This window comes from Sphingomonas sp. 77B (assembly GCF_056497825.1).
Window position 1 is genome coordinate 2194085 of record NZ_JBWMBY010000001.1, and the last position, 18992, is coordinate 2213076.

Here is an 18992-nt window from a genome sequence, read left to right on the forward strand (position 1 = left end):
CGCCACACGCCCCAAAAACCCTTAACATCAGGGGCTGTTTCCCCTCCCCCGCATCCGCTAAACCGCGCGCCTATGCCCCATCTCTATCTCGTCGACGGCTCCGGCTATATCTTTCGCGCCTATCACCGCCTGCCGCCGCTGACGAACAAGCATGGCGAGCCGGTAGGGGCGGTCTATGGCTATACGACCATGTTGTGGAAGCTGGTGGACGAGATCAACGCCGCCGACGGGCCGACCCACATGGCGGTGGTCCTCGACAAGTCGTCCAAGACCTTCCGCAACGAGATGTACGACCAGTATAAGGCGCACCGGCCCCCGCCCCCGCCCGATCTGGTGCCGCAATTCCCGATGATCCGCGACGCCACCCGCGCCTTCTCGCTGCCCTGCATCGAGGAAGAAGGGCTGGAGGCGGACGACCTGATCGCCTGCTATGCCCGCGCCGCGATGGCCGAGGGGTGGCAGGTCACGATCGTGTCGGGCGACAAGGACCTGATGCAGCTGGTCGAGGATGGCAGCCTCGACATGCTCGACACGATGAACAACCGGCGTCTGGGCGAGGCCTATGTCATCGAGAAGTTCGGCGTCGGGCCGAAGCAGCTGGGCGATGTGCTGGCGCTGATGGGCGACAGCGTCGACAACGTGCCGGGCGTGCCGGGCGTCGGCCCCAAAACCGCCTCCAAGCTGATCGTCGAGCATGGCGACCTGGAATCCGTCCTCGCCGCCGCGCCCGAGATGAAGAAGGGCAAGCTGCGCGACAATCTGATCGAACATGCCGAGAATGCCCGGCTGTCGAAGCGGCTGGTCACGCTGGAGTGCAACGCGCCCCTGCTCCAGCCGCTGGAGTCGCTGGCGCTGCACCCGACCATCCCGGATGGACCGTTGCGCGCCTTTCTGGAGCATCACGGTTTCCGCTCGCTGATCGCCAAGATGGGTCAGATCACCGACGACGCTGCGCCCGTCCCTGCCGCCGGAGAGCCCGCGCCCGCCGCGCCGATGGACGATGACGAGCCGTGCAATCTCGACGGCTATGTCACGGTGCAGGACCTGGCGACGCTCGACCAGTGGGTCGCAGACGCCCGTCATCAGGGCTTCGTCGCGATCGATACCGAGACCAGCTCGACCGACGCGACCCAGGCCGAACTGGTCGGGGTCAGCCTGTGCCTGGCGCCCAACAAGGCCTGCTACATCCCGTTGGGGCATGGCGGCACCGATCTGCTCTCGGAAGTGCCGGTGCAGATTCCGGTCGCGGCGGCCTTGGAACGGGTCAAGGCACTGTGCGAGGACCCGTCGGTCCTGAAGATCGGCCAGAACCTGAAATTCGACATGATCGTGCTGGGCGAACGCGGCATTGCCGTCGCGCCGCATGACGACACGATCGTCCTGAGCTTCGACCTCGATGCCGGCTTACACGGCCATGGCATGGACGAGCTGGCCGCGACGCATCTGTCGCACACCTGCCTAGCCTTCAAGGAGGTGGTCGGCACCGGCAAGAAGCAGCTTGGCTTCCACGAGGTCGATCTCAAGACCGCCACCCGCTACGCCGCCGAGGATGCCGACGTCACGCTGCGGCTATGGAAGCGGTTTAAGGCGCGGCTGCCCATGGAGCAGGCGACGCGCGTGTACGAGATGGTCGACCGCCCGCTCGTACCCGTCATCGCGGGCATGGAGCGGCGCGGGATCAAGGTCGATCGCGAGCGGCTGTCGCAGCTGTCGACCGAATTCGCCGGACAGATCGCCGCACTGGAGGGCGAAATCCACGCGCTGGCGGGCACCCCCTTCACCATCGGCAGCCCCAAGCAGCTGGGCGAGATCCTGTTCGACCGCCTCGGCCTGAAGGGCGGGCGCAAGGGCAAGTCGGGTGTTTACTCCACCGACGTGACCGAACTCGAACGCCTGGCCCGCGACGGCGGTGAGGCGGCGGAGATCGTGCGCAAGATCCTGGAATGGCGCCAGCTCTCCAAGCTGAAGAGCACCTATACCGACGCGCTCCAGGCGCAGATCAATCCGAAGACCGGCCGCGTCCATACCAGCTACAGCCTGACCGGCGCGCAGACCGGCCGCCTGTCCTCGACCGAGCCGAACCTTCAGAACATCCCGATCCGCACCGAGGTCGGTCGACAGCTGCGCGAGGCGTTCATCGCCGAGGACGGCCATGTCCTGATCGCCGCCGACTATTCGCAGATCGAGTTGCGCCTCGCCGCGCACATGGCGGACGTGCCCGCACTGCGTGACGCGTTCGCGAACGGCGACGACATCCACAGCCTGACCGCGATGGAGCTGTTCGGTGAGGTCAATCGCGACACGCGCGGGCGGGCCAAGACGATCAACTTCGCCATCCTCTACGGCATTTCGCGCTGGGGCCTCGCCGGCCGTCTCGACGTGTCGGCGGACGAGGCGCAAGCCATGATCGATCGCTATTTCGAGCGTTTCCCCGGCATCAACCGCTACATCGCGGAAACCCTGTCGAGCGTGCGCGAGAAAGGCTTCACCGAGACCTTGTTCGGCCGCAAGACGCATTTCCCGCGCATCGCCTCGCGCAACCAGGGCGAGCGCCAGGGCGCTGAGCGCGCCGCGATCAACGCGCCGATCCAGGGGACCAGCGCCGACATCATCAAGCGTGCCATGGTCCGCATGGAACCCGCGCTCGCCGCCGCGGGCCTCGGCCATGTGCGGATGCTGCTGCAGGTACACGACGAACTGGTGTTCGAGGCGCCCGAGGCCGATGCCGAGGCGGCGGGCAAGATCATCCGCGAAGTGATGGCGGGCGCGGCCGAACCGGCGGTGTCGCTGTCGGTGCCGCTGGGCGTCGAGATCGGGGTCGGCAAGAACTGGGGCGCGGCGCATTGATCCACACCCGCCGATACGCCAATCCTCCCCAAGCTCGGCTTGGGGAGGGGGACCATGGCGATAGCCATGGTGGAGGGGCATGCGCGTTCTTCGCAACCGGTGACACCCCTCCGTCAGGCCTCCGGCCTGCCACCTCCCCTTGCAGGGGAGGAATGGATGACGGTCGCTCGCCTCTGGGGCATAGCCCCCACTGATGCCCCAATCCCAGGACATCGATGCGCTCGCCAAGGGCGGGCGGACCAATATCGCGGGCTTCGTCCTGCGACTGGCGGCGCGCATCCCCTTCCTGTTCATCGCAGGGCGCATCTATGGCCCCGATCTGGTCGGGCGCTTCGCCATCGCGGTCGTCGTCGTCGAACTGGCGGCGCTGATCGCGACATTGGGTATGAAACGCGGGTTGGCGCAGGCACTGTCCTCGACCGACCGGCCGCATGTCCATATCGTCTGGGATGCGATGGCGCTGGCCTTCCTCGCCTCGGTCGCGGCGAGTGCGGTGCTGTGGAGTTTTCCCGAGCTTCTCTATCCCAACAGCGCGATCACCGGACTGGACCGATGGCTGCCCTGCATCATCGTCGCCATCGCCTGGTCGGACGTCAGCCTCGCCGCGCTGGCCTATCGCCACAACGTCAAGGCGACCGTCACCGCGCGGGCGGTGATCGAGCCGTGGACAATCTCGATCGCGGCCTGGGTCTTTTCCTTCCTCACGATCCGTGACGGCCTCGTCCTGTCCTATGTCGCATCGATGACGGCGGCGCTGATCGCCAGCCTGGTGCCGTTCCTGCGCAGCTATGGCCTGCCGCATGGCTGGAGCCCGCGCCTTGCCCGCGTCTTCGCGCTCGCCCGTGCCAATGCGCCGCTGGCGGGGGCGGATGCGCTGGAATGGGGCACGCGCAACGTCGACCGCTTCATCCTGGGCGTCATGTTCGAGCCGCGCGTGGTCGGCATCTATTACATGGCGCAGCAGGTCGCCTCGCTGCCGCAGAAGCTGAAGACCAGCTTCGACCCGATCCTGGGCCCCGTCATCACCCAGAGCCTGGCCAATGGCGACATGGGCGCGATCGCGCGGCAGGTGCGACAGGTCGCCTTCTGGATCATGGCGGCACAGGGGTGCCTGGCGCTGATGGGCTCGATTCCGGGCGAAGGCGTGATGGGCGTGGTCGGCCCGCAATTCGTCTCGGGCACCGCCGCGCTCGCCTTCCTGCTGTTCGCCGAGGTGCTGGCCTCGACCGGCGCGGTGTGCGAATCGGCGCTGGTCTATACCGCTCGGCACCGCAACCTGATGATCTCGATCGCGATGCTGGGCGTGCAGATCGCGCTCAGCTTCGCGCTCATCATCGGTATGCGGAAACTTGGCTGGCCCGAGACCTGGGCGGCGGCAGGGCCCGCCGTGGCGCTGGCGATGAGCGTGACCATGACCTCTGTCATCAAGGCGCGGGTGCTGTCGGGAATATTGAAGGCGCCGGTATCGCCCTTTCGCTGGCCTTTGGTCTGGGCCGCGGGCGCGGCGGTCGTGGTCGGGGGCGCGTTCACCTTGCTGCCCAAGAAGCTGGAATGGGCCGAACTGCTGTTCGGCGAGCCCGCGATCGCGGCGACCTATCTGCTGGTGCTGTGGCGCTGGGCCTTCGGGCCAGCCGATCGCGCGCTGTTCGGGAAGGCGCCGAACGTGGAGGAAGCCACGCTGCCCAATGCGGGCGGGATTACGCGGTAAATCCCAATCTTCGTTCGGCCTGAGCGAAGTCGAAGGCCACGGGATGACGCTTCGACTTCGCTCAGCGTGAACGGTTGGGGATTTGGTCGGGCAAAAGAAGGGCCCCTTCCCCCTATTCGGAAGTAGCCCTTCTTTGCGATCAATGCCGGAAGTGGCGCATGCCGGTGAACACCATCGCCAGGCCCGCCTCGTCGGCCGCCGCGATGACCTCGTCGTCGCGGATCGAGCCGCCTGGCTGGATCACCGCCGTCGCGCCTGCCTCGACCGCGGCGAGCAGGCCGTCGGCGAAGGGGAAGAAGGCGTCCGAGGCGACCGCCGACCCGATGGTGCGCGGTTCGGCCCAGCCCGCCTTGTCAGCGGCGTCCTTGGCCTTCCACGCGGCGATGCGCGCCGATTCCAGTCGGTTCATCTGGCCCGCGCCGACACCGGCGGTCGAGCCGCCCTTGGCATAGACGATCGCATTCGACTTGACGTGCTTGGCGACCGTCCAGGCGAAGCGGCAATCGGCCAGTTCCTGCTCGGTCGGGGCGCGCTTGGTCACGACCTTCAGCATGTCGTCGGTCAGGCGGCCATTGTCGCGGCTCTGGACCAGCAGGCCGCCCGCGATCGACTTCATCATCAGGCCGGGACGCGCCGGGTTGGGCAGCTCGCCCGACAGCAGCAGGCGCAGGTTCTTCTTCTTGGCGAAGATGGCCCGCGCCTCGGCGCTCGCGTCAGGCGCCACCACCACTTCGGTAAAGATGCCCGAAATCGCTTCCGCCGTCTCGGCGTCGAGCGGACGGTTGCAGGCGATGATGCCGCCGAACGCCGACACCGTGTCGCAGGCGAAGGCCGCCTGATAGGCCTCGAGCAGCGTCTCGCCGCTCGCCACGCCGCAGGGGTTGGCGTGCTTGACGATCACCACGGTCGGCGGGCCGTCGAGGAACTCCGACACCAGCTCCAGTGCAGCGTCCGCGTCGTTAAGGTTGTTGTAGCTCAGCGCCTTGCCCTGCAGCTGCTCGGCCTGGGCGATGCCCTGACCGCCTTTTTGCGGCAGATAGAGCGCGGCGACCTGATGCGGGTTCTCGCCGTAACGCAGCGTTTCGGGATGCTTGGTGAAGGCGAGCGGCAGGGTCGCCGGAAACGCCTCGCCCTGGTCGGCAAAGGCAAACCACTGGGCGATCGCCGAATCGTAGGCGGCGGTGGCGGCGAAGGCCTTGGCGGCGAGGCGCTGACGCGTTTTCAGCGGCGAGGCGCCGTCATTCGCCGCCAGATCGGCGAGGAAGGCATCATAGTCGGCCGGATCGGTCAGGATCGAGACATAGCCATGGTTCTTGGCCGCAGACCGCACCATCGACGGGCCGCCGATATCGATATTCTCGATGACCTCGGGCCGCTCCGCGCCCTTCGCGACGGTCTGCTGAAAGGGGTAGAGGTTGACGACGACGAGGTCGATCGCGCCGATGCCATGCTCGGTCATCGCGGCGGCGTGCGCGGGGTCGTCGCGCACCGCGAGCAGGCCGCCATGGACCATCGGATGCAGCGTCTTGACCCGGCCGTCCATCATCTCGGGAAAGTTGGTGACCTCCGAAATGTCGCGCACCGGCAGCCCTGCATCGCGGATCGCCTTGGCGGTGCCGCCGGTCGAGACGAGGTCGACCCCGCGCTCGGCCAGCGCACGGGCCAGGTCGATGACGCCGGTCTTGTCGGACACCGACAGCAGCGCGCGGCGAACCGGCACCAGATCGACGGAGGGAGCGGTGGGGAGCGAAACGGCCATCGGGCAGCGGGTCCTGATACTGGGAGGAGTTTGCGGACCCGATAGACTCCGATTCGCCGAAGCGCAAAATGTGATTCGGAAACAGGCCGCCCGGCATACTGGACGTCGTGCCGTTGTTGGCATAGCGGATACCGGGTCGCCCCCGAACATGCCCTTTGCCCTGGAGTGTGCCGAGCCATGGCGTCCGACAAAACGCTGAACGCGCAAAATCTGGTCGCACTGGGTGCCGATCGGCTGGCTGAATTGCTGCTCGAACTGGCGACCGGAAACGCCCCTGCCAAGCGCCGCCTGCGGCTGGAACTGGCCAGCCGTCATGGGGGAGATGCCGTCGCGACCGAGATTCGCAAAAGGCTGGCGACGATCGGGAAAGCACGGTCTTTCGTCGAGTGGAACAAGGTCCGCGATCTTGCCCGGGATATCGATACGCAGCGCGAGGCGATCGTCCGGCATGTCGCGCCGGGCCAGCCGACCGAGGCGTTCGAGCTGCTTTGGCGGCTGTTGACGCTCGCCCCTTCCCTGTATCTGCGGTGCGACGACAGCAACGGGCAAGTCGGGGCCGTCATCGATGCAGCGCGGGACGACCTGGCAGCGATCGCGCCGAGGGCCAAAATCGACCCATCGGCGCTGGTGGAGCAGGTTTTTACGGCCGTCGAGACCAACGACCATGGTCAGTTCGACGGCATCATCAGCCTGATGGCCGAACCGCTGGGGGCGGAAGGTCTCGCCCAGTTGAAAGCCCGGTTCGAGGACAGCGCCGCCCATCCCCCCACGCCGCCCCCGACGGCGGCCAGGAAGCTGATCGGGATCGGTTCGGACGGCCCTGTCTATGAGGACGAATGGCAGGCCCGATCCCGGGCTATCCGCATCCGTTCGGCCCTGACCGACATCGCCGACGCGCTGGGTGACGCGGACGGCTATGCCGCGCGTTTCACCGCCGACGAACGAACCAACCCCGCCACCGCCGCCGACATCGCCGAACGGCTGCTCCATAGCGGGCGCCCCGACGATGCCATGGCCGCGCTTCAGATGGCCGAAGCCAAGGCTCGCCATGGCCACCACTGGCCCGACTGGTTCCGCGTGCGGATCGTGGTGCTCGATGCCTTGGGACGCTCGGAAGATGCGCAGGCGGAGCGCTGGGGGAGGTTCCAAGCAGAACTGAGCATCGGCGATCTTCGCGCCTATCTGAAACGCCTGCCCGATTTCGACGATGTGGAAGCGGAAAGGCGGGCCATGGCCTTCATCCGCAACCATGCCGATTTTCACGGAGCATTGCGGTTTCTGCTGGACTGGCCCGATCACCGACAGGCCGCCGAACTGGTCCTCTCACGACCGACGGATCTGGACGGCGATCAATATTGGGTGCTGACCCCCGCTGCCGATGCGCTGGCGACGCGGGCGCCGCTGGCCGCGACACTGGTCCTGCGCGCGATGATCGACGTGACGCTCGATCGCGCGAAGGCCCGGCGCTATGGCCATGCCGCCCGGCATCTTCAGACGTGCGCCTCTCTCGCCAAACGGATCGAGGATTATGGCAGCCACCCCGACCATGAGAGCTACGCCGCCGCGCTGAAGGCCCGCCATGGACGGAAGACCGCCTTCTGGAACGTCTGACGGGCTCTACAGCGCCCGCTTGAACGCCCAGCTGACATGCGCGCCGCCCGCGGGGGTTTCGCCGGTCACGACCAGCTGCTGCGTCGCCACCGGCCGTCCTGTGCCGTCGATCCACAGCGACTCCTCGATCGCCAGCGTGCCGCCGCGACAGCGGAACTGCCACAGTGCGCCGTCGTCGAGGCGCAGGATCGCTTGGCCGCTCTCGGCCGTCACCATCGCCTCGACCCCGTCGCCGAGGTGGAAGCGCAGGGCAAAGACGGTGCTGCCCGCCTGCCGCTTGCGCCCCTCGGGCAGCAGCGCATCCTCGCCGCGCAGCTCGCGCCCGTCGCCGGTCAGCAGCAGCTGGCGGCGATGGGTGAAGCCATAGCGGCGGACATAGCCGTCATGACTCGCCTCGATCCGGCTGGCGGCGTCCGATTCCTGGCGGCTCAGCTCCACCGCGGCGACCCCGCGCCCCAACGTGCCGTCGGCATGGATGGCGGTCGAGTTGCTGTCGCCCAGCGTCAGCGTCGAATGCGCCGCCGTGGTGCGCAGGCCGTGCGCGAGGCTGGCGGGCACCTGCGCCACGGTCGCGCGCGCGCCGCCGCAATTGACGACGATCCGCTGCGCGCCGTCCGAAAATTCGAAGGCGAGCGTCGAGGCGCAGCCGCCCTCGATCGCGCGGGCGATCGGCGGGGGTGCTGCATCCATGACCAGCACCGCCTGCGCCGCCGCCAGCCGCTGATAACCCCAGTCGCCCGCCTGGCGCAGCGGCCGGGTGCGCACGCCCGATGCCTCGATCACGGCGGCGATCCGCTCCGGCGTTTCGGGGCCGGAGCCCTGCCAGCTCGACAGCGCGCGGTCGCCGTGCATGACGCCGAGCAATGCAGAGATCATCCGCTGCAACCGCCCCTGGAACGGGTCGGGAAAGGCCAGCCCGCGCGCGTCATAGACTTCGCGCATCATGGTCAGCAGCATGACGGCATCGAGCTGCACCGCCGGGCTGCGCGCGATGATACCGCCATCGGCGAATAGCCCGGTGTCGAGTGCACGCGCCAGCCCCGCCTCGCCGAACGCCTGGCGCGGCTCGCCGCCCGCCAGCAGCAGGCCGGCCGCGATCACCCCGCACCACGCCGCGATCCGCGCGACGCCAGCAGGCGCCTTGTCCGCGCCGCGATCCAGATGCCGGGCCCCGCGCGCCATGGTGTTGAGCACGCGCGAGCGATAGACGAGATCGTTGGACGACAGGATCAGCGGCGCATGCGCGGTCCAGAACAGGATGCGCCGCCCCCACAGGTCGGGCCGCCACGCGGTCGCCTCGACCGTCTCGGCAAAGGCGTCGAGCCAGCGGCCCATCAGATATTCGGCGATCGGCGCACCCTGCGCGCGCGTCGCCACCGTCGACAGGTCGCGCAGCCAGGCAAAGCTGTGCAGATGATCGGCAACGCCGGTCGACCAGTCGGGCCGGGCAAAGTCGATCGATTCGACCCCGCGCTCCTCGCCTCGCCAGTCGAGCACCCCGCCGAGCAGCGCATGACCGCGCTCGATATCGCCCAATATGGGGTCCTCGGGCACCGCCATCAGCTTGAGCGGATGCCGCCCCTTCAGCCGCAGCGAATGGAGCGGCGTGCGCCAGGTCAGCCGGTGGAGATGCTCGCTCAGGCGATCGGCGAGCGACAGGCCGCCGGTCTGGACGCGGACGAGGCGTTTGCCCTCTTCGATGCTGTCGGCGGCGATACGAGCCTCTTCGGCCCCCATGCGATCGCGCATTTCGGTCAAATGCCCGCTCAGCCGCGCAGCGCGGCGATATTGGCGGCGTAATGCTCAGGGCCACCCCGGAACGCGGCGGTGCCCGCGACCAGCGCATCGGCCCCCGCCTCGATACAGCGCTTCGCCCAGGCCGGATCGACGCCGCCATCGACCTCCAGGTCGATAGCCCGGCCCGAATGCTCGATCATCTTGCGGATCGCGGAAATCTTCTTGAGCTGGCTCTCGATGAAGCTCTGCCCGCCGAAGCCGGGGTTGACGCTCATCACCAGGACCAGGTCGACCATGTCGATCAGATAGTCGAGCATCTTGGCGGGCGTGGCGGGGTTCAGGACGACACCTGCCCGCTTGCCCAGCCCCTTGATATGCTGGATCGTACGATGGATGTGCGGCCCCGCCTCCGGGTGGACGGTGATCGTGTCCGCGCCCGCCTCGGCAAAGGCGTCGAGATAGGCGTCGATCGGCGAGATCATCAGATGCACGTCGAACGGCTTGGTCGTGTGCGGGCGCAGTGCCTTCACCACCGCCGGGCCGATGGTGATGTTGGGCACGAAATGCCCGTCCATCACATCGATATGAATCCAGTCGGCGCCCGCAGCGTCGATGGCCCGGACTTCTTCGCCCAGCTTGGCGAAATCGGCGGAAAGGATGGAGGGAGCGATACGCACAGGAAGCATGGTTTTCACCTGTACCTGCATATCGCGCCCAAGTCAGCCTTTGCGTTGCAACATCGCGATGAAGAATCCGTCAAGACGCCCCTCTTTTGCGAGCATCGTCGGCAGGGTGCGGATCGTGCCCTTGTCGGTGATGCCCGGCCAGTCGCCGGTGATCGGAACCAGCGCATAATCGGGCCGCGCCTCCAGGAAGGCCGCGATCTGCGCCTCGCCCTCCTCGGGCTCCAGCGAGCAGGTGGCATAGACCATGGTCCCGCCCGGCTTCAGCCAGTCGGCGGCGCGGGTCAGGATCACACGCTGAAGCTCCGCCATCTCGGCGATGATCGCGGGGCGGACCCGGTAGAGGACGTCGGGATGGCGGCGGAAGATGCCGCTGGCGCTGCACGGCGCATCGACCAGAATCGCGTCGGCCTGCTCGCTCGGGGCCCATTCGCGCAGGTCGGCCGTGACGACCTCCGCCGACTGATGGGTGCGCTCCAGATTTTCGCTCAGACGGGCGAGGCGCGACTCGGACTGGTCGATCGCGGTGACGGTCCAGCCGGCGGCGGCGAGTTGCAGCGTCTTGCCTCCCGGCGCGGCGCACAGGTCGAGCACATGGCCCCGGCCCGGCCCCAGCAGACGCGCGGGGATCGAGGCGGCGAGGTCCTGCACCCACCAGGCCCCCTCGTCAAAGCCTTGCAACTCCATGACCGAATGGCCCGAGGGCAGGCGGACATGACCGGGCAGCAGGCTGACCCCGCCCAACGTCTCCGCCCACTGCGCAGTCGCGGTGGGATCGGCCAGCGTCAGGTCGAGCGGCGGCGGCGCGGCGATGGCATGGGCAGCGGCCTCGACCATCTCCTCGCCCCAATTCTCTTCCCAGCGCGCCTCAGTGGCGTCGGGCAGTGCGGGGATTTCGGGGAGCAGCACGCCGCTCTTGGTGATGGTGCTGAAGACGCCGTGGACCAGCTTGCGCGGGCCGCCATCGACCAGCGGCAAGACGGTCGAGATCGCGGCATGCGGCGGCGTGCCCAGCGCCAGCACCTGGACGAGCGCGATGCGCAGGGCGAAGCGCGCCTTGGCATCGTCAGGCAGCCGCTGCTTGGTCGCCGAGTCGATCAGCGCGTCGAGATCGGGCAGGCGGCGCAGGGTCTCGGCCGCGATGGCGTGCGCCAGCCCCCGGTCGGGCCCGCCCGGCAGCGCGCGGGTGGCCGAGGCGAGCGCGGCTTCCAGCGGCTCACCCCGGCGCAGCACCGCGTCGAGCAGGCGGATGGCGGCGCGGCGCGCGGCGGTGCCCAGCGGCTCGGTCGGGCGCTGCTGCCGCCCGCGCCGGTCCTCGCCCTTGGGGCCACCGCGACGATCGGGACGGCCACGGGTCGGCGATTGGGGAGGACGTGTCACTTGGCAAAACTCCTGTCAGCCCCGACATGGGCTGCAATATATTTGTCCCCTTAGTCGAAAGGACCGCCCATGGGCCAGCGCCCCGACCATGTGAAGCCGCCCGCATACCTTTCGCAAAACCCGCCGGTGCCGGAGCCCGAGGCCAAGCCGGAGCCGCAGGACGACCCGTTGGGGAAGAATCCGGTGCGGTACGGGGATTGGGAATTGAAGGGAATCGCGGTCGATTTTTGACCGTTTCTTTAAGCCCCTCCCGCAGGCGGGAGGGGTTTGGGGAGGGTAAGGAGCCTCGCAGAGTGGATCGCTTGCGGCTTGCCCTCCCCCATCCCCTCCCGCTTGCGGGAGGGGAGCGGCTAGATGCGAGGGTTCACTATACAAACCCCCGTTCAGCCTGAGCGAAGACGAAGGCCACGCCCCGACTCCACTCCCCGCATCACCGCCGCACCAACGTCCCCGCACCCTGCTTGGTGAAGATCTCCAGCAACATCCCGTGCGGCACGCGCCCGTCGAGGATCACCGCCGCATCCACACCCGCCTCGACCGCCGAGACGCAGGTTTCCAGCTTCGGGATCATCCCCCCCGAAATCGTGCCGTCGCTCCGCAATTCCGCGATCCGCGCCGGGTTCAGGTCGGTCATCAGCTCGCCCTGCTTGTCCAGCACGCCCGCGACATCGGTCAGCAGGAAGAAGCGCGACGCGCCCAGCCGCGCGGCGATCGCGCCCGCCATGGTGTCGGCGTTGATGTTGTAGGTGTTGCCGTCCAGCCCGATCGCGACCGGCGCGATGACCGGGATGATGCCGTCGGCGCACAGGCTTTCGATCAGGCGCGGGTCGACCGCGACCGGCTCGCCGACGAAACCCAGGTCGACATGGCGCTCGATCCCCTTGAGCGGATCGGCCTCACGCCCCTGAATCTTCTCGGCGATGACGAGGCCCGCATCCTTGCCCGAGATGCCGACCGCGCGGCCCCCGGCGGCGGAGATCCAGCTGACGATTTCCTTGTTGATCGAACCCGCCAGCACCATTTCAGCGATCTGGGCGGTTTCGCGGTCGGTGACGCGCAGGCCGTTGACGAACTGCGACTCGACGCCCAGCCGTTTGAGCATCGCGCCGATCTGCGGCCCGCCGCCATGCACGACGACCGGGTTGATGCCGACCGCCTTCAAGAGGACCATATCCTCGGCGAAATCGCGCTGGCGCTCGGGGTCGCCCATGGCGTGGCCGCCATATTTCACCACGAAGGTCTTGCCCGCATAACGCTGGAGATACGGGAGCGCCTCGGTCAGCGTCTCGGCCTTGGCGAGCAGGGCGGCGTCGGGATCGTGGTTGGTCATGGCGCGCCCTTTATCGCGGGTCGGGAATGGGGAAAACCGGCAATATCGCGAACGGGTCCTTCTCAGGCGCGATCCAGCCGACGCCCGACCGCGACGAACAGATAGATCAGCGGCGGGACCAGAATGGCGGACAACGCCACCTTGGCGATCATCTGGCCCACGATCAGCTGGCCGATGGGGAAGGCCCCATAAAAGGCGATGGTGACGAACAGCAGCGTGTCGACCACCTGGCTGAGCATGCTGGCGATCGCCGCGCGCAGCCAGAGGAGCTTGCTGCCCTCCCGCCCTTTCAGCGCGGCGAAGATGGTGACGTTCAGCGTCTGCGACACGCCGTAAGCCACGATCCCGCCCAGCCAGATCCGCCAGGTCGACCCCAGGATCAGCTGGATCGCGTCGCGATTGGCCGGGACCATTTCGGGGGACGGCGGCAGGATCCATACCACCCAGGACAGCGCCAGCGACACCAGCAGCGGCACGAAGCCGACCCGAACGAGACGCCCCGCGGTCGATGGTCCGTGAAGCTCGGCCACCGCGCTCGACGTCACGACCAGCAGCAGAAAGGCGAAGATCCCCGCCTCGACCGCGATCGGCCCCAGCGAGACCTGTTTGTTGCCCAGCACGCCCGCGATACACACCATGCCGCCGTAAAAGATCGACAGCGCGAACAGCGAAGGCGAGATCAGGCGGGGGCGGGCGGAAATGTCGGGCTGGTCCATCGGTGACTGCTAGCGCGAAATTGGTCCGGGGCAAAGGACTTGCGATCCTCCCCGGCACGGGGAGGGGGACCGCCGCGAAGCGGTGGTGGAGGGGGTTCCCCACAAAGGGTGTCATCCGTGACACGCCCCCTCCACCAGCTTCGCTGGTCCCCCTCCCCGTGCCGGGGAGGAACACTTGCACCGCGCGCCCCGACACGCTCTATTCCTGCCGAAACAAGAATAAGGGGGATCACATGCGGTTGGCAAAATGGCTTGGCGGAGTGGCGGCGGCACTGGCGATTCCCGGCGCACTGATGCCAGGCCTCGCGGCGGCGCAGGACCGCGCGGACCAGAAGGCGTTTTTCGACCTCTACAAGCAGCTGGTCGAAACCAACACCAGCCTGTCGGTGGGCAGCTGCACCCAGGCGTCGGCGCAGATCGCCGACCGGCTGAAGGCAGCGGGCTATACCGATGCCGACATCACCCTGTTCTCGGTGCCCGAGCATCCCAAGGACGGCGGCATCGTCGCGGTCCTGCCCGGCACCGACAAGCGGCTGAAGCCGATGCTGCTGCTCGGCCATCTCGACGTGGTCGAGGCCAAGCGTGAGGATTGGACCCGCGATCCGTTCAAGCTGATCGAGGAGGACGGCTTCCTTTATGGACGCGGCACCGTCGACGACAAGGCGATGAGCGCGGTCTGGGCCGATACGCTGATCCGCCTGAAAAAGACGCCCCCCAAGCGCACCATCAAGATGGCGCTGACCTGTGGCGAGGAAACGACCTTCGCCTTCAACGGCGCGGAATGGCTGGCCCAGAACAAACCCGACCTGATCGCCGCCGAATTCGTCCTGAACGAAGGCGGCGGCGGGCGGCTCGACGCGGACGGCAAGCGTGAGTTGCTTGCGGTGCAGGTCGGTGAGAAGGCGGCGCAGAACTATACCTTCCTCGCCACCAATCCGGGCGGCCACAGCTCGCAACCGACGCCCGAGAACGCCATCTACGAACTCGCCGATGCGGTGAAGGCGGTGCAGGGTTATGAATTCCCCATCCACCTGACCGACACCACCCGCGCCTTCATGACCGCCACCGCGCAAAAGGTCGGCGGCCGGCTGGGCGGCGCGATCACTCGGCTGCTCGCCGATCCGAACGACAAGGCGGCCGATGCGATCGTCAGCCAGGACAAGGCGCTGCACTCGACGCTGCGCACCACCTGCGTCGCCACGCTGCTGCAGGCGGGCCATGCCGAAAACGCCCTGCCCCAGCGCGCGACCGCCAATATCAACTGCCGCATCTTCCCCGGCGAGACGGTCGAGGGGACGCTGGCGAAACTCAAGGAACTGGCGGGTCCGAAGATCACCGTCACCGCCAACCAGCCGGTTCGCCCGACCGCCATCCCGCCCAAGCTCGATCCGAAGATCATCGGCCCGATGAAGACCCTGGCGGCCAAGCACTTCCCCGGTTTGCCTTTGGTCCCGATGATGTCGACCGGGGCGACCGACGGCATCTTCTTCCAGACGATCGGCATCCCCGTCTACGGCGCGCCGGGGATCTTCATCGAAAAGGACATGTCCGGCATCCACGGCCTGAACGAGCGTATCCGGGTCAAGTCGCTCTATGACGGCCGGGATTATCTGTACGATCTGGTCAAGGCCTATGCCTATTGAGGTAAGCGTGTCGCCGCCCGTACCGGCGGGCGGCGACGTTCCGTTTACGCGGGCTGTTGCACCGGCGGCAGGCGCAGGCGCATCGGCTGGGACAGCCAGCCGACCACCATGCGCCGCATCGGCTGCCAGAAGGCGGACAGGGTCAGCAGCGCCGAGCCGATGACGAAGGCGGTGAACGCCGCGCCCAGTTCGACCGCGCCCGCGCTGCGGAACAGCGAATAGAGTGCATAGAGCACATAGACGAGGCTGGAGACGAGCAGCGCCCGCCGGTCCACCGCCAGCGCAATCCCGGCGAACAGCAGGTAGAGCGCGAGGACGATCACCGCGACGCCCGCGCCGATCTCGTTGTTGAACACGCCCAGCATCTGGAAGATCGGATGCGCGATCATCGGGGCGGCGGCGAGATGCAGCCAGAAGGCGACGTCCGCGCGCCGCGTCTCGCGCTTCGGATCGGACATGTCCCAGCGCATCGCCAGCGCGAAGACGCCGACCCCGCAGACCAGCAGGATCGGCCATACGCCATATTTGATGTCCGGGAAGGCCGCCGTCAGCAGGCCGACCACGACCGCGACCAGCGCCGCCGCGCCCGCCGCGACGGTGATCGGCACCATGAACCGGCGCCAGTGCAGCCACGCCGCCCCGGCCGATGCCAGTCCGACGACGGACGCCGCCAAAGACCCCTCGGTATCGCTGATATGCGGCCAGAGCGTATCGACCAGTCCGATCAGGCCGCCTGCCACGCCGCCGACAAAGGCGAGCAGCAGCAGGATGCTGGGCAGCGCCATGCGCCGCTTGCCCGTGAAGTAGAAGGCCAGCATCCACGCCGCGCCCGCGACGAACGCGCCGCCCAAAGCATGGCTGATGCTGAAGCCGATCTGCCCCAGCGCCGCAAGCAACAGGGCGATGGCGATCGATACGAAGATGTCGTTGAACCCGGTGAGCAGTCGGAAATGCTCTTCGTCGACGGCCGGTGCGGCATGGACCGTCGCGACATGCCGTCGCAGCGCCGCCGCCGCATCGGGCGAAATCGCCCCCGCCGCCACCGCGCCGTCGATGTCGCTTTCGCTGTACATGGACTCGTCTCCCCGTTCGAGAAAGGGGGAGGATGTCGGATGTGTATTATTGTGTCAATACACGGACGCGAAAGTCGGCTTTTGGCTTGGGCGGGAGTCGCTGCCTTTCCCAGAAAGCGATGCAGACCGTGCGGAAACTCACGGTCTGAAGTCTTTGGCGGAAGAATGTCCTCCCACGCGAGCGCTGTCATCGACAGCTAAGCCATTTCCGTGAAACCTAACCCGATGGCTCTTTCTCGAAACAGCCTGCCAGAGATGGGAAGCGGGCAGGAGGATGCCGAACGAAGCCCCGTCTTTCGAACCTGTGAATGACGCACGGAAACGGGCGTCCATATCTGCCAATTCGCTGAACGCGTTCGCCACGATCCGTTCAGATAAAACCGCGCAATATCCTGGGCATACGGGAGATTATGGTTCTGAGGCTATTGCCATGAAGATGCTCAAGACCGGATTGCTGGTGGCCCTTGCCGGTGGGGCCATGCTGACCGCCACGGCCGCCAGTGCGCAGGATTGGCGCTATGACGCGTATCGCGCGCATCAGGCCGCGCGCGGGGCCGAGGTCCATGCCTGGCAGGCGGGGCGCGACCAGCGGGCGGCGGATACGGCCGCCTATTATGGCGATTATCGCGCGGCCGATGCCTATGCCCATGCCGCCGCCGTCCGTCGCCACGAAGCGCGACGTGATGCACGTTTCGCGCGGGCCGAGCGCCATGCCGCGCGCTGGGATTACTGGCGGGGCTATTGAGCCTGACCCAAACACGAAAAGGGCCGGTGCGAGCGGATCGCACCGGCCCTTTTTCATGGGTTCGACGAACGGCCGATCAGCCGTCGTAGTCGGCACCCAGATTCTGGTTGCGCGGGGGAGCGGCGGCGGTCAGGCGCAGCGCCTCGGCCGAGGCCTGCAGGCTGCCGACATCGTCCGCCTCGTCCTCGTCGTCGATCTGGACGCGCTGCAGGCTGTTGACCACGGCTTCTTCCAGATGGGTCGGACGAACCGTTTCGTCGGCGATCTCGCGCAGGGCGACGACCGGATTTTTATCGCGATCGCGATCGACGGTCAGATCCGCCCCGCCCGAAATCTGACGGGCCCGCTGCGCCGCGAACAGCACCAGATCGAAACGGTTGGGAATCTTGTCGACGCAATCTTCGACGGTGACGCGCGCCATGCGTGTGTCCTTCGCAAATAATGCTGGGATGAAAGCGTGCCGCCTAACAGCAAAGGGCGGTGAAGTCAAAAGCCTTGCAGCTTGCAACGCCCCTGTCATCTCGATCGTTACGTTTTCGACCGCATGTCATGCCTCAAAGGAGCCCGCCGCATTTCCACCCCCCATCCGCCAGAGCAACCCGGTTTTCAGGTCGACGGCAACCGGCTGACCCTGCTCGACACGGGGCCGCGGCGGCTGGATTCGGTGCTGGCGCTGATCGACGGCGCGCGGACCTCGCTGCGCATCCTGTATTATATCTATGCCGATGACGCGACGGGGCGGCAGGTGCGTGACGCAATGATCGCCGCCGCACGCCGGGGCGTGACCGTGTCGGTGATCGTCGACGGCTTCGGCGCGGGCGCGGATGAGGCGTTCTTCCGGCCGCTGGTCGAGGCGGGCGCGCGGCTGTCCCGGTTCGAGCCGCGCTTCGGCCGCCGCTATCTGCTGCGCAACCACCAGAAGCTGGCACTGGCGGATGCCGAAGGCCCCTCCCCCTCGATCATCATCGGCGGCTTCAATATCGAGGATGATTATTTCGGCACCCCCGCCGACCAGAGCTGGCGCGATCTGGGCCTGCTGGTCGAGGGACCGGCGGCGACGCGGATGGCGGGCTATTTCGACGCGCTGTTCGCCTGGACGGAAAATCCCAAGGGGCGGCTGCGCGACCTGAACAAGGCGCTGGCGCATTGGAGCGAGTCGAGCGGTCGGCTCCGCTGGCTGATCGGCGGGCCGACCCGGCGGTTGTCGCCCTGGGCGCGGACGGTGCGCGACGATATGCGGCGCGGGCGGCGGATCGACGTGATCGCGGCCTATTTCACCCCCAGCCCCACCATGCTGCGTCGGCTCGATCGGGCCGGACGGCGCGAGGCCGAGGTGCGGATCGTCACGGCGGGCAAGTCGGACAACGAGGCGACGATCGCCGCAGCGCGCTTCACCTATGCGGGCCTGCTGCGCAAGGGCGTGCAGATCTTCGAATATCAGCTGACCAAGCTGCACACGAAATTATACGTCATCGACGATGCCGTGCATGTCGGCTCGGCCAATTTCGACATGCGCAGCCTGTTCGTGAATCTGGAGCTGATGCTGCGGATCGAGGACGCCGACTTCGCCGCGCATGTCCGCGGCTATATCAACGGAGAGGTCGCTCGGTCGGAAGCGATCACGCCGGACTGGTACAAGCGCCATACCGGCTGGTTCCAGCGGCTGCGCCAGTTCGCCGCCTATCTGCTGATCGCGGTGATCGACCCCTCGGTGTCGCGGGGGCTGAATTTCGGGATCGAATCGCCGGATGGCGACTAAA

The 18992-nt window shown here is 67.3% G+C and carries 15 protein-coding genes; 7 read left to right on the top strand and 8 right to left on the bottom strand.

Annotated features, from left to right (window positions below; translation table 11 throughout):
* Positions 1 to 72 precede the first annotated feature (72 nt).
* Together polA and AC1GI4_RS10345 are read left to right on the top strand one after the other, a co-directional pair.
* On the top strand, positions 73 to 2847 hold the full coding sequence (gene polA / locus AC1GI4_RS10340) for a DNA polymerase I (protein ID WP_479629439.1): 2775 nt from the start codon (positions 73 to 75) through the stop codon (positions 2845 to 2847).
* Between the two features lie 193 nt (positions 2848 to 3040).
* A complete protein-coding gene (locus tag AC1GI4_RS10345) occupies positions 3041 to 4555 on the top strand; it encodes a lipopolysaccharide biosynthesis protein (RefSeq protein ID WP_294274001.1) in 1515 nt (504 codons plus the stop codon).
* A 139-nt stretch (positions 4556 to 4694) separates the two neighbouring features.
* Here the strand turns inward: AC1GI4_RS10345 and purH are convergent, their stop codons facing one another.
* Complete coding sequence (gene purH / locus AC1GI4_RS10350) at positions 4695 to 6314, bottom strand: bifunctional phosphoribosylaminoimidazolecarboxamide formyltransferase/IMP cyclohydrolase (protein ID WP_479629440.1); 1620 nt, start codon at positions 6312 to 6314, stop codon at positions 4695 to 4697.
* A 177-nt stretch (positions 6315 to 6491) separates the two neighbouring features.
* On the opposite strand from purH, the gene AC1GI4_RS10355 reads away from it, so the two are divergent.
* On the top strand, positions 6492 to 7925 hold the full coding sequence (locus AC1GI4_RS10355) for a DUF6880 family protein (RefSeq protein WP_479629441.1): 1434 nt from the start codon (positions 6492 to 6494) through the stop codon (positions 7923 to 7925).
* Between the two features lie 6 nt (positions 7926 to 7931).
* On the opposite strand, the gene AC1GI4_RS10360 is transcribed toward AC1GI4_RS10355, so the two are convergent.
* Genes AC1GI4_RS10360 through AC1GI4_RS10370 form a run of 3 tightly spaced genes read right to left on the bottom strand, consistent with a single transcriptional unit; the run spans position 7932 to position 11725 of the window.
* Positions 7932 to 9674, bottom strand: coding sequence for a heparinase II/III family protein (locus AC1GI4_RS10360; RefSeq protein WP_479629442.1), 1743 nt, complete (start codon positions 9672 to 9674; stop codon positions 7932 to 7934).
* 17 nt (positions 9675 to 9691) lie between these two features.
* Positions 9692 to 10348, bottom strand: coding sequence for a ribulose-phosphate 3-epimerase (gene rpe, locus AC1GI4_RS10365; protein WP_056438692.1), 657 nt, complete (start codon positions 10346 to 10348; stop codon positions 9692 to 9694).
* A gap of 33 nt (positions 10349 to 10381) precedes the next feature.
* Positions 10382 to 11725: an RsmB/NOP family class I SAM-dependent RNA methyltransferase gene (locus tag AC1GI4_RS10370; RefSeq protein WP_479629443.1), complete on the bottom strand. Its 1344-nt coding sequence runs from the start codon at positions 11723 to 11725 to the stop codon at positions 10382 to 10384.
* A gap of 69 nt (positions 11726 to 11794) precedes the next feature.
* On the opposite strand from AC1GI4_RS10370, the gene AC1GI4_RS10375 reads away from it, so the two are divergent.
* Complete coding sequence (locus AC1GI4_RS10375; RefSeq protein ID WP_294274013.1) at positions 11795 to 11956, top strand: DUF1674 domain-containing protein; 162 nt, start codon at positions 11795 to 11797, stop codon at positions 11954 to 11956.
* A gap of 199 nt (positions 11957 to 12155) precedes the next feature.
* On the opposite strand, the gene argB is transcribed toward AC1GI4_RS10375, so the two are convergent.
* Positions 12156 to 13055, bottom strand: coding sequence for an acetylglutamate kinase (gene argB / locus AC1GI4_RS10380; protein ID WP_479629444.1), 900 nt, complete (start codon positions 13053 to 13055; stop codon positions 12156 to 12158).
* 62 nt (positions 13056 to 13117) lie between these two features.
* On the bottom strand, positions 13118 to 13771 hold the full coding sequence (locus AC1GI4_RS10385) for a queuosine precursor transporter (RefSeq protein ID WP_294274019.1): 654 nt from the start codon (positions 13769 to 13771) through the stop codon (positions 13118 to 13120).
* A gap of 233 nt (positions 13772 to 14004) precedes the next feature.
* On the opposite strand from AC1GI4_RS10385, the gene AC1GI4_RS10390 reads away from it, so the two are divergent.
* On the top strand, positions 14005 to 15414 hold the full coding sequence (locus AC1GI4_RS10390) for a M20/M25/M40 family metallo-hydrolase (RefSeq protein WP_479629445.1): 1410 nt from the start codon (positions 14005 to 14007) through the stop codon (positions 15412 to 15414).
* Between the two features lie 44 nt (positions 15415 to 15458).
* On the opposite strand, the gene AC1GI4_RS10395 is transcribed toward AC1GI4_RS10390, so the two are convergent.
* Positions 15459 to 16487, bottom strand: coding sequence for a hypothetical protein (locus AC1GI4_RS10395; RefSeq protein WP_433909420.1), 1029 nt, complete (start codon positions 16485 to 16487; stop codon positions 15459 to 15461).
* A 430-nt stretch (positions 16488 to 16917) separates the two neighbouring features.
* Between AC1GI4_RS10395 and AC1GI4_RS10400 the strand changes: the two genes are divergently transcribed.
* The gene (locus AC1GI4_RS10400; protein WP_433909419.1) at positions 16918 to 17232 is read left to right on the top strand and encodes a hypothetical protein; all 315 of its coding nucleotides are present in this window, start codon (positions 16918 to 16920) and stop codon (positions 17230 to 17232) included.
* 76 nt (positions 17233 to 17308) lie between these two features.
* Here AC1GI4_RS10400 and rpoZ read toward each other — a convergent pair whose 3' ends face one another.
* Positions 17309 to 17653, bottom strand: coding sequence for a DNA-directed RNA polymerase subunit omega (rpoZ, locus tag AC1GI4_RS10405; RefSeq protein ID WP_479629446.1), 345 nt, complete (start codon positions 17651 to 17653; stop codon positions 17309 to 17311).
* A gap of 123 nt (positions 17654 to 17776) precedes the next feature.
* Between rpoZ and AC1GI4_RS10410 the strand changes: the two genes are divergently transcribed.
* Positions 17777 to 18991 (top strand): phospholipase D-like domain-containing protein, encoded by a 1215-nt coding sequence (locus tag AC1GI4_RS10410; protein WP_479629447.1) that lies wholly within the window; start codon positions 17777 to 17779, stop codon positions 18989 to 18991.
* Position 18992 lies beyond the last annotated feature (1 nt).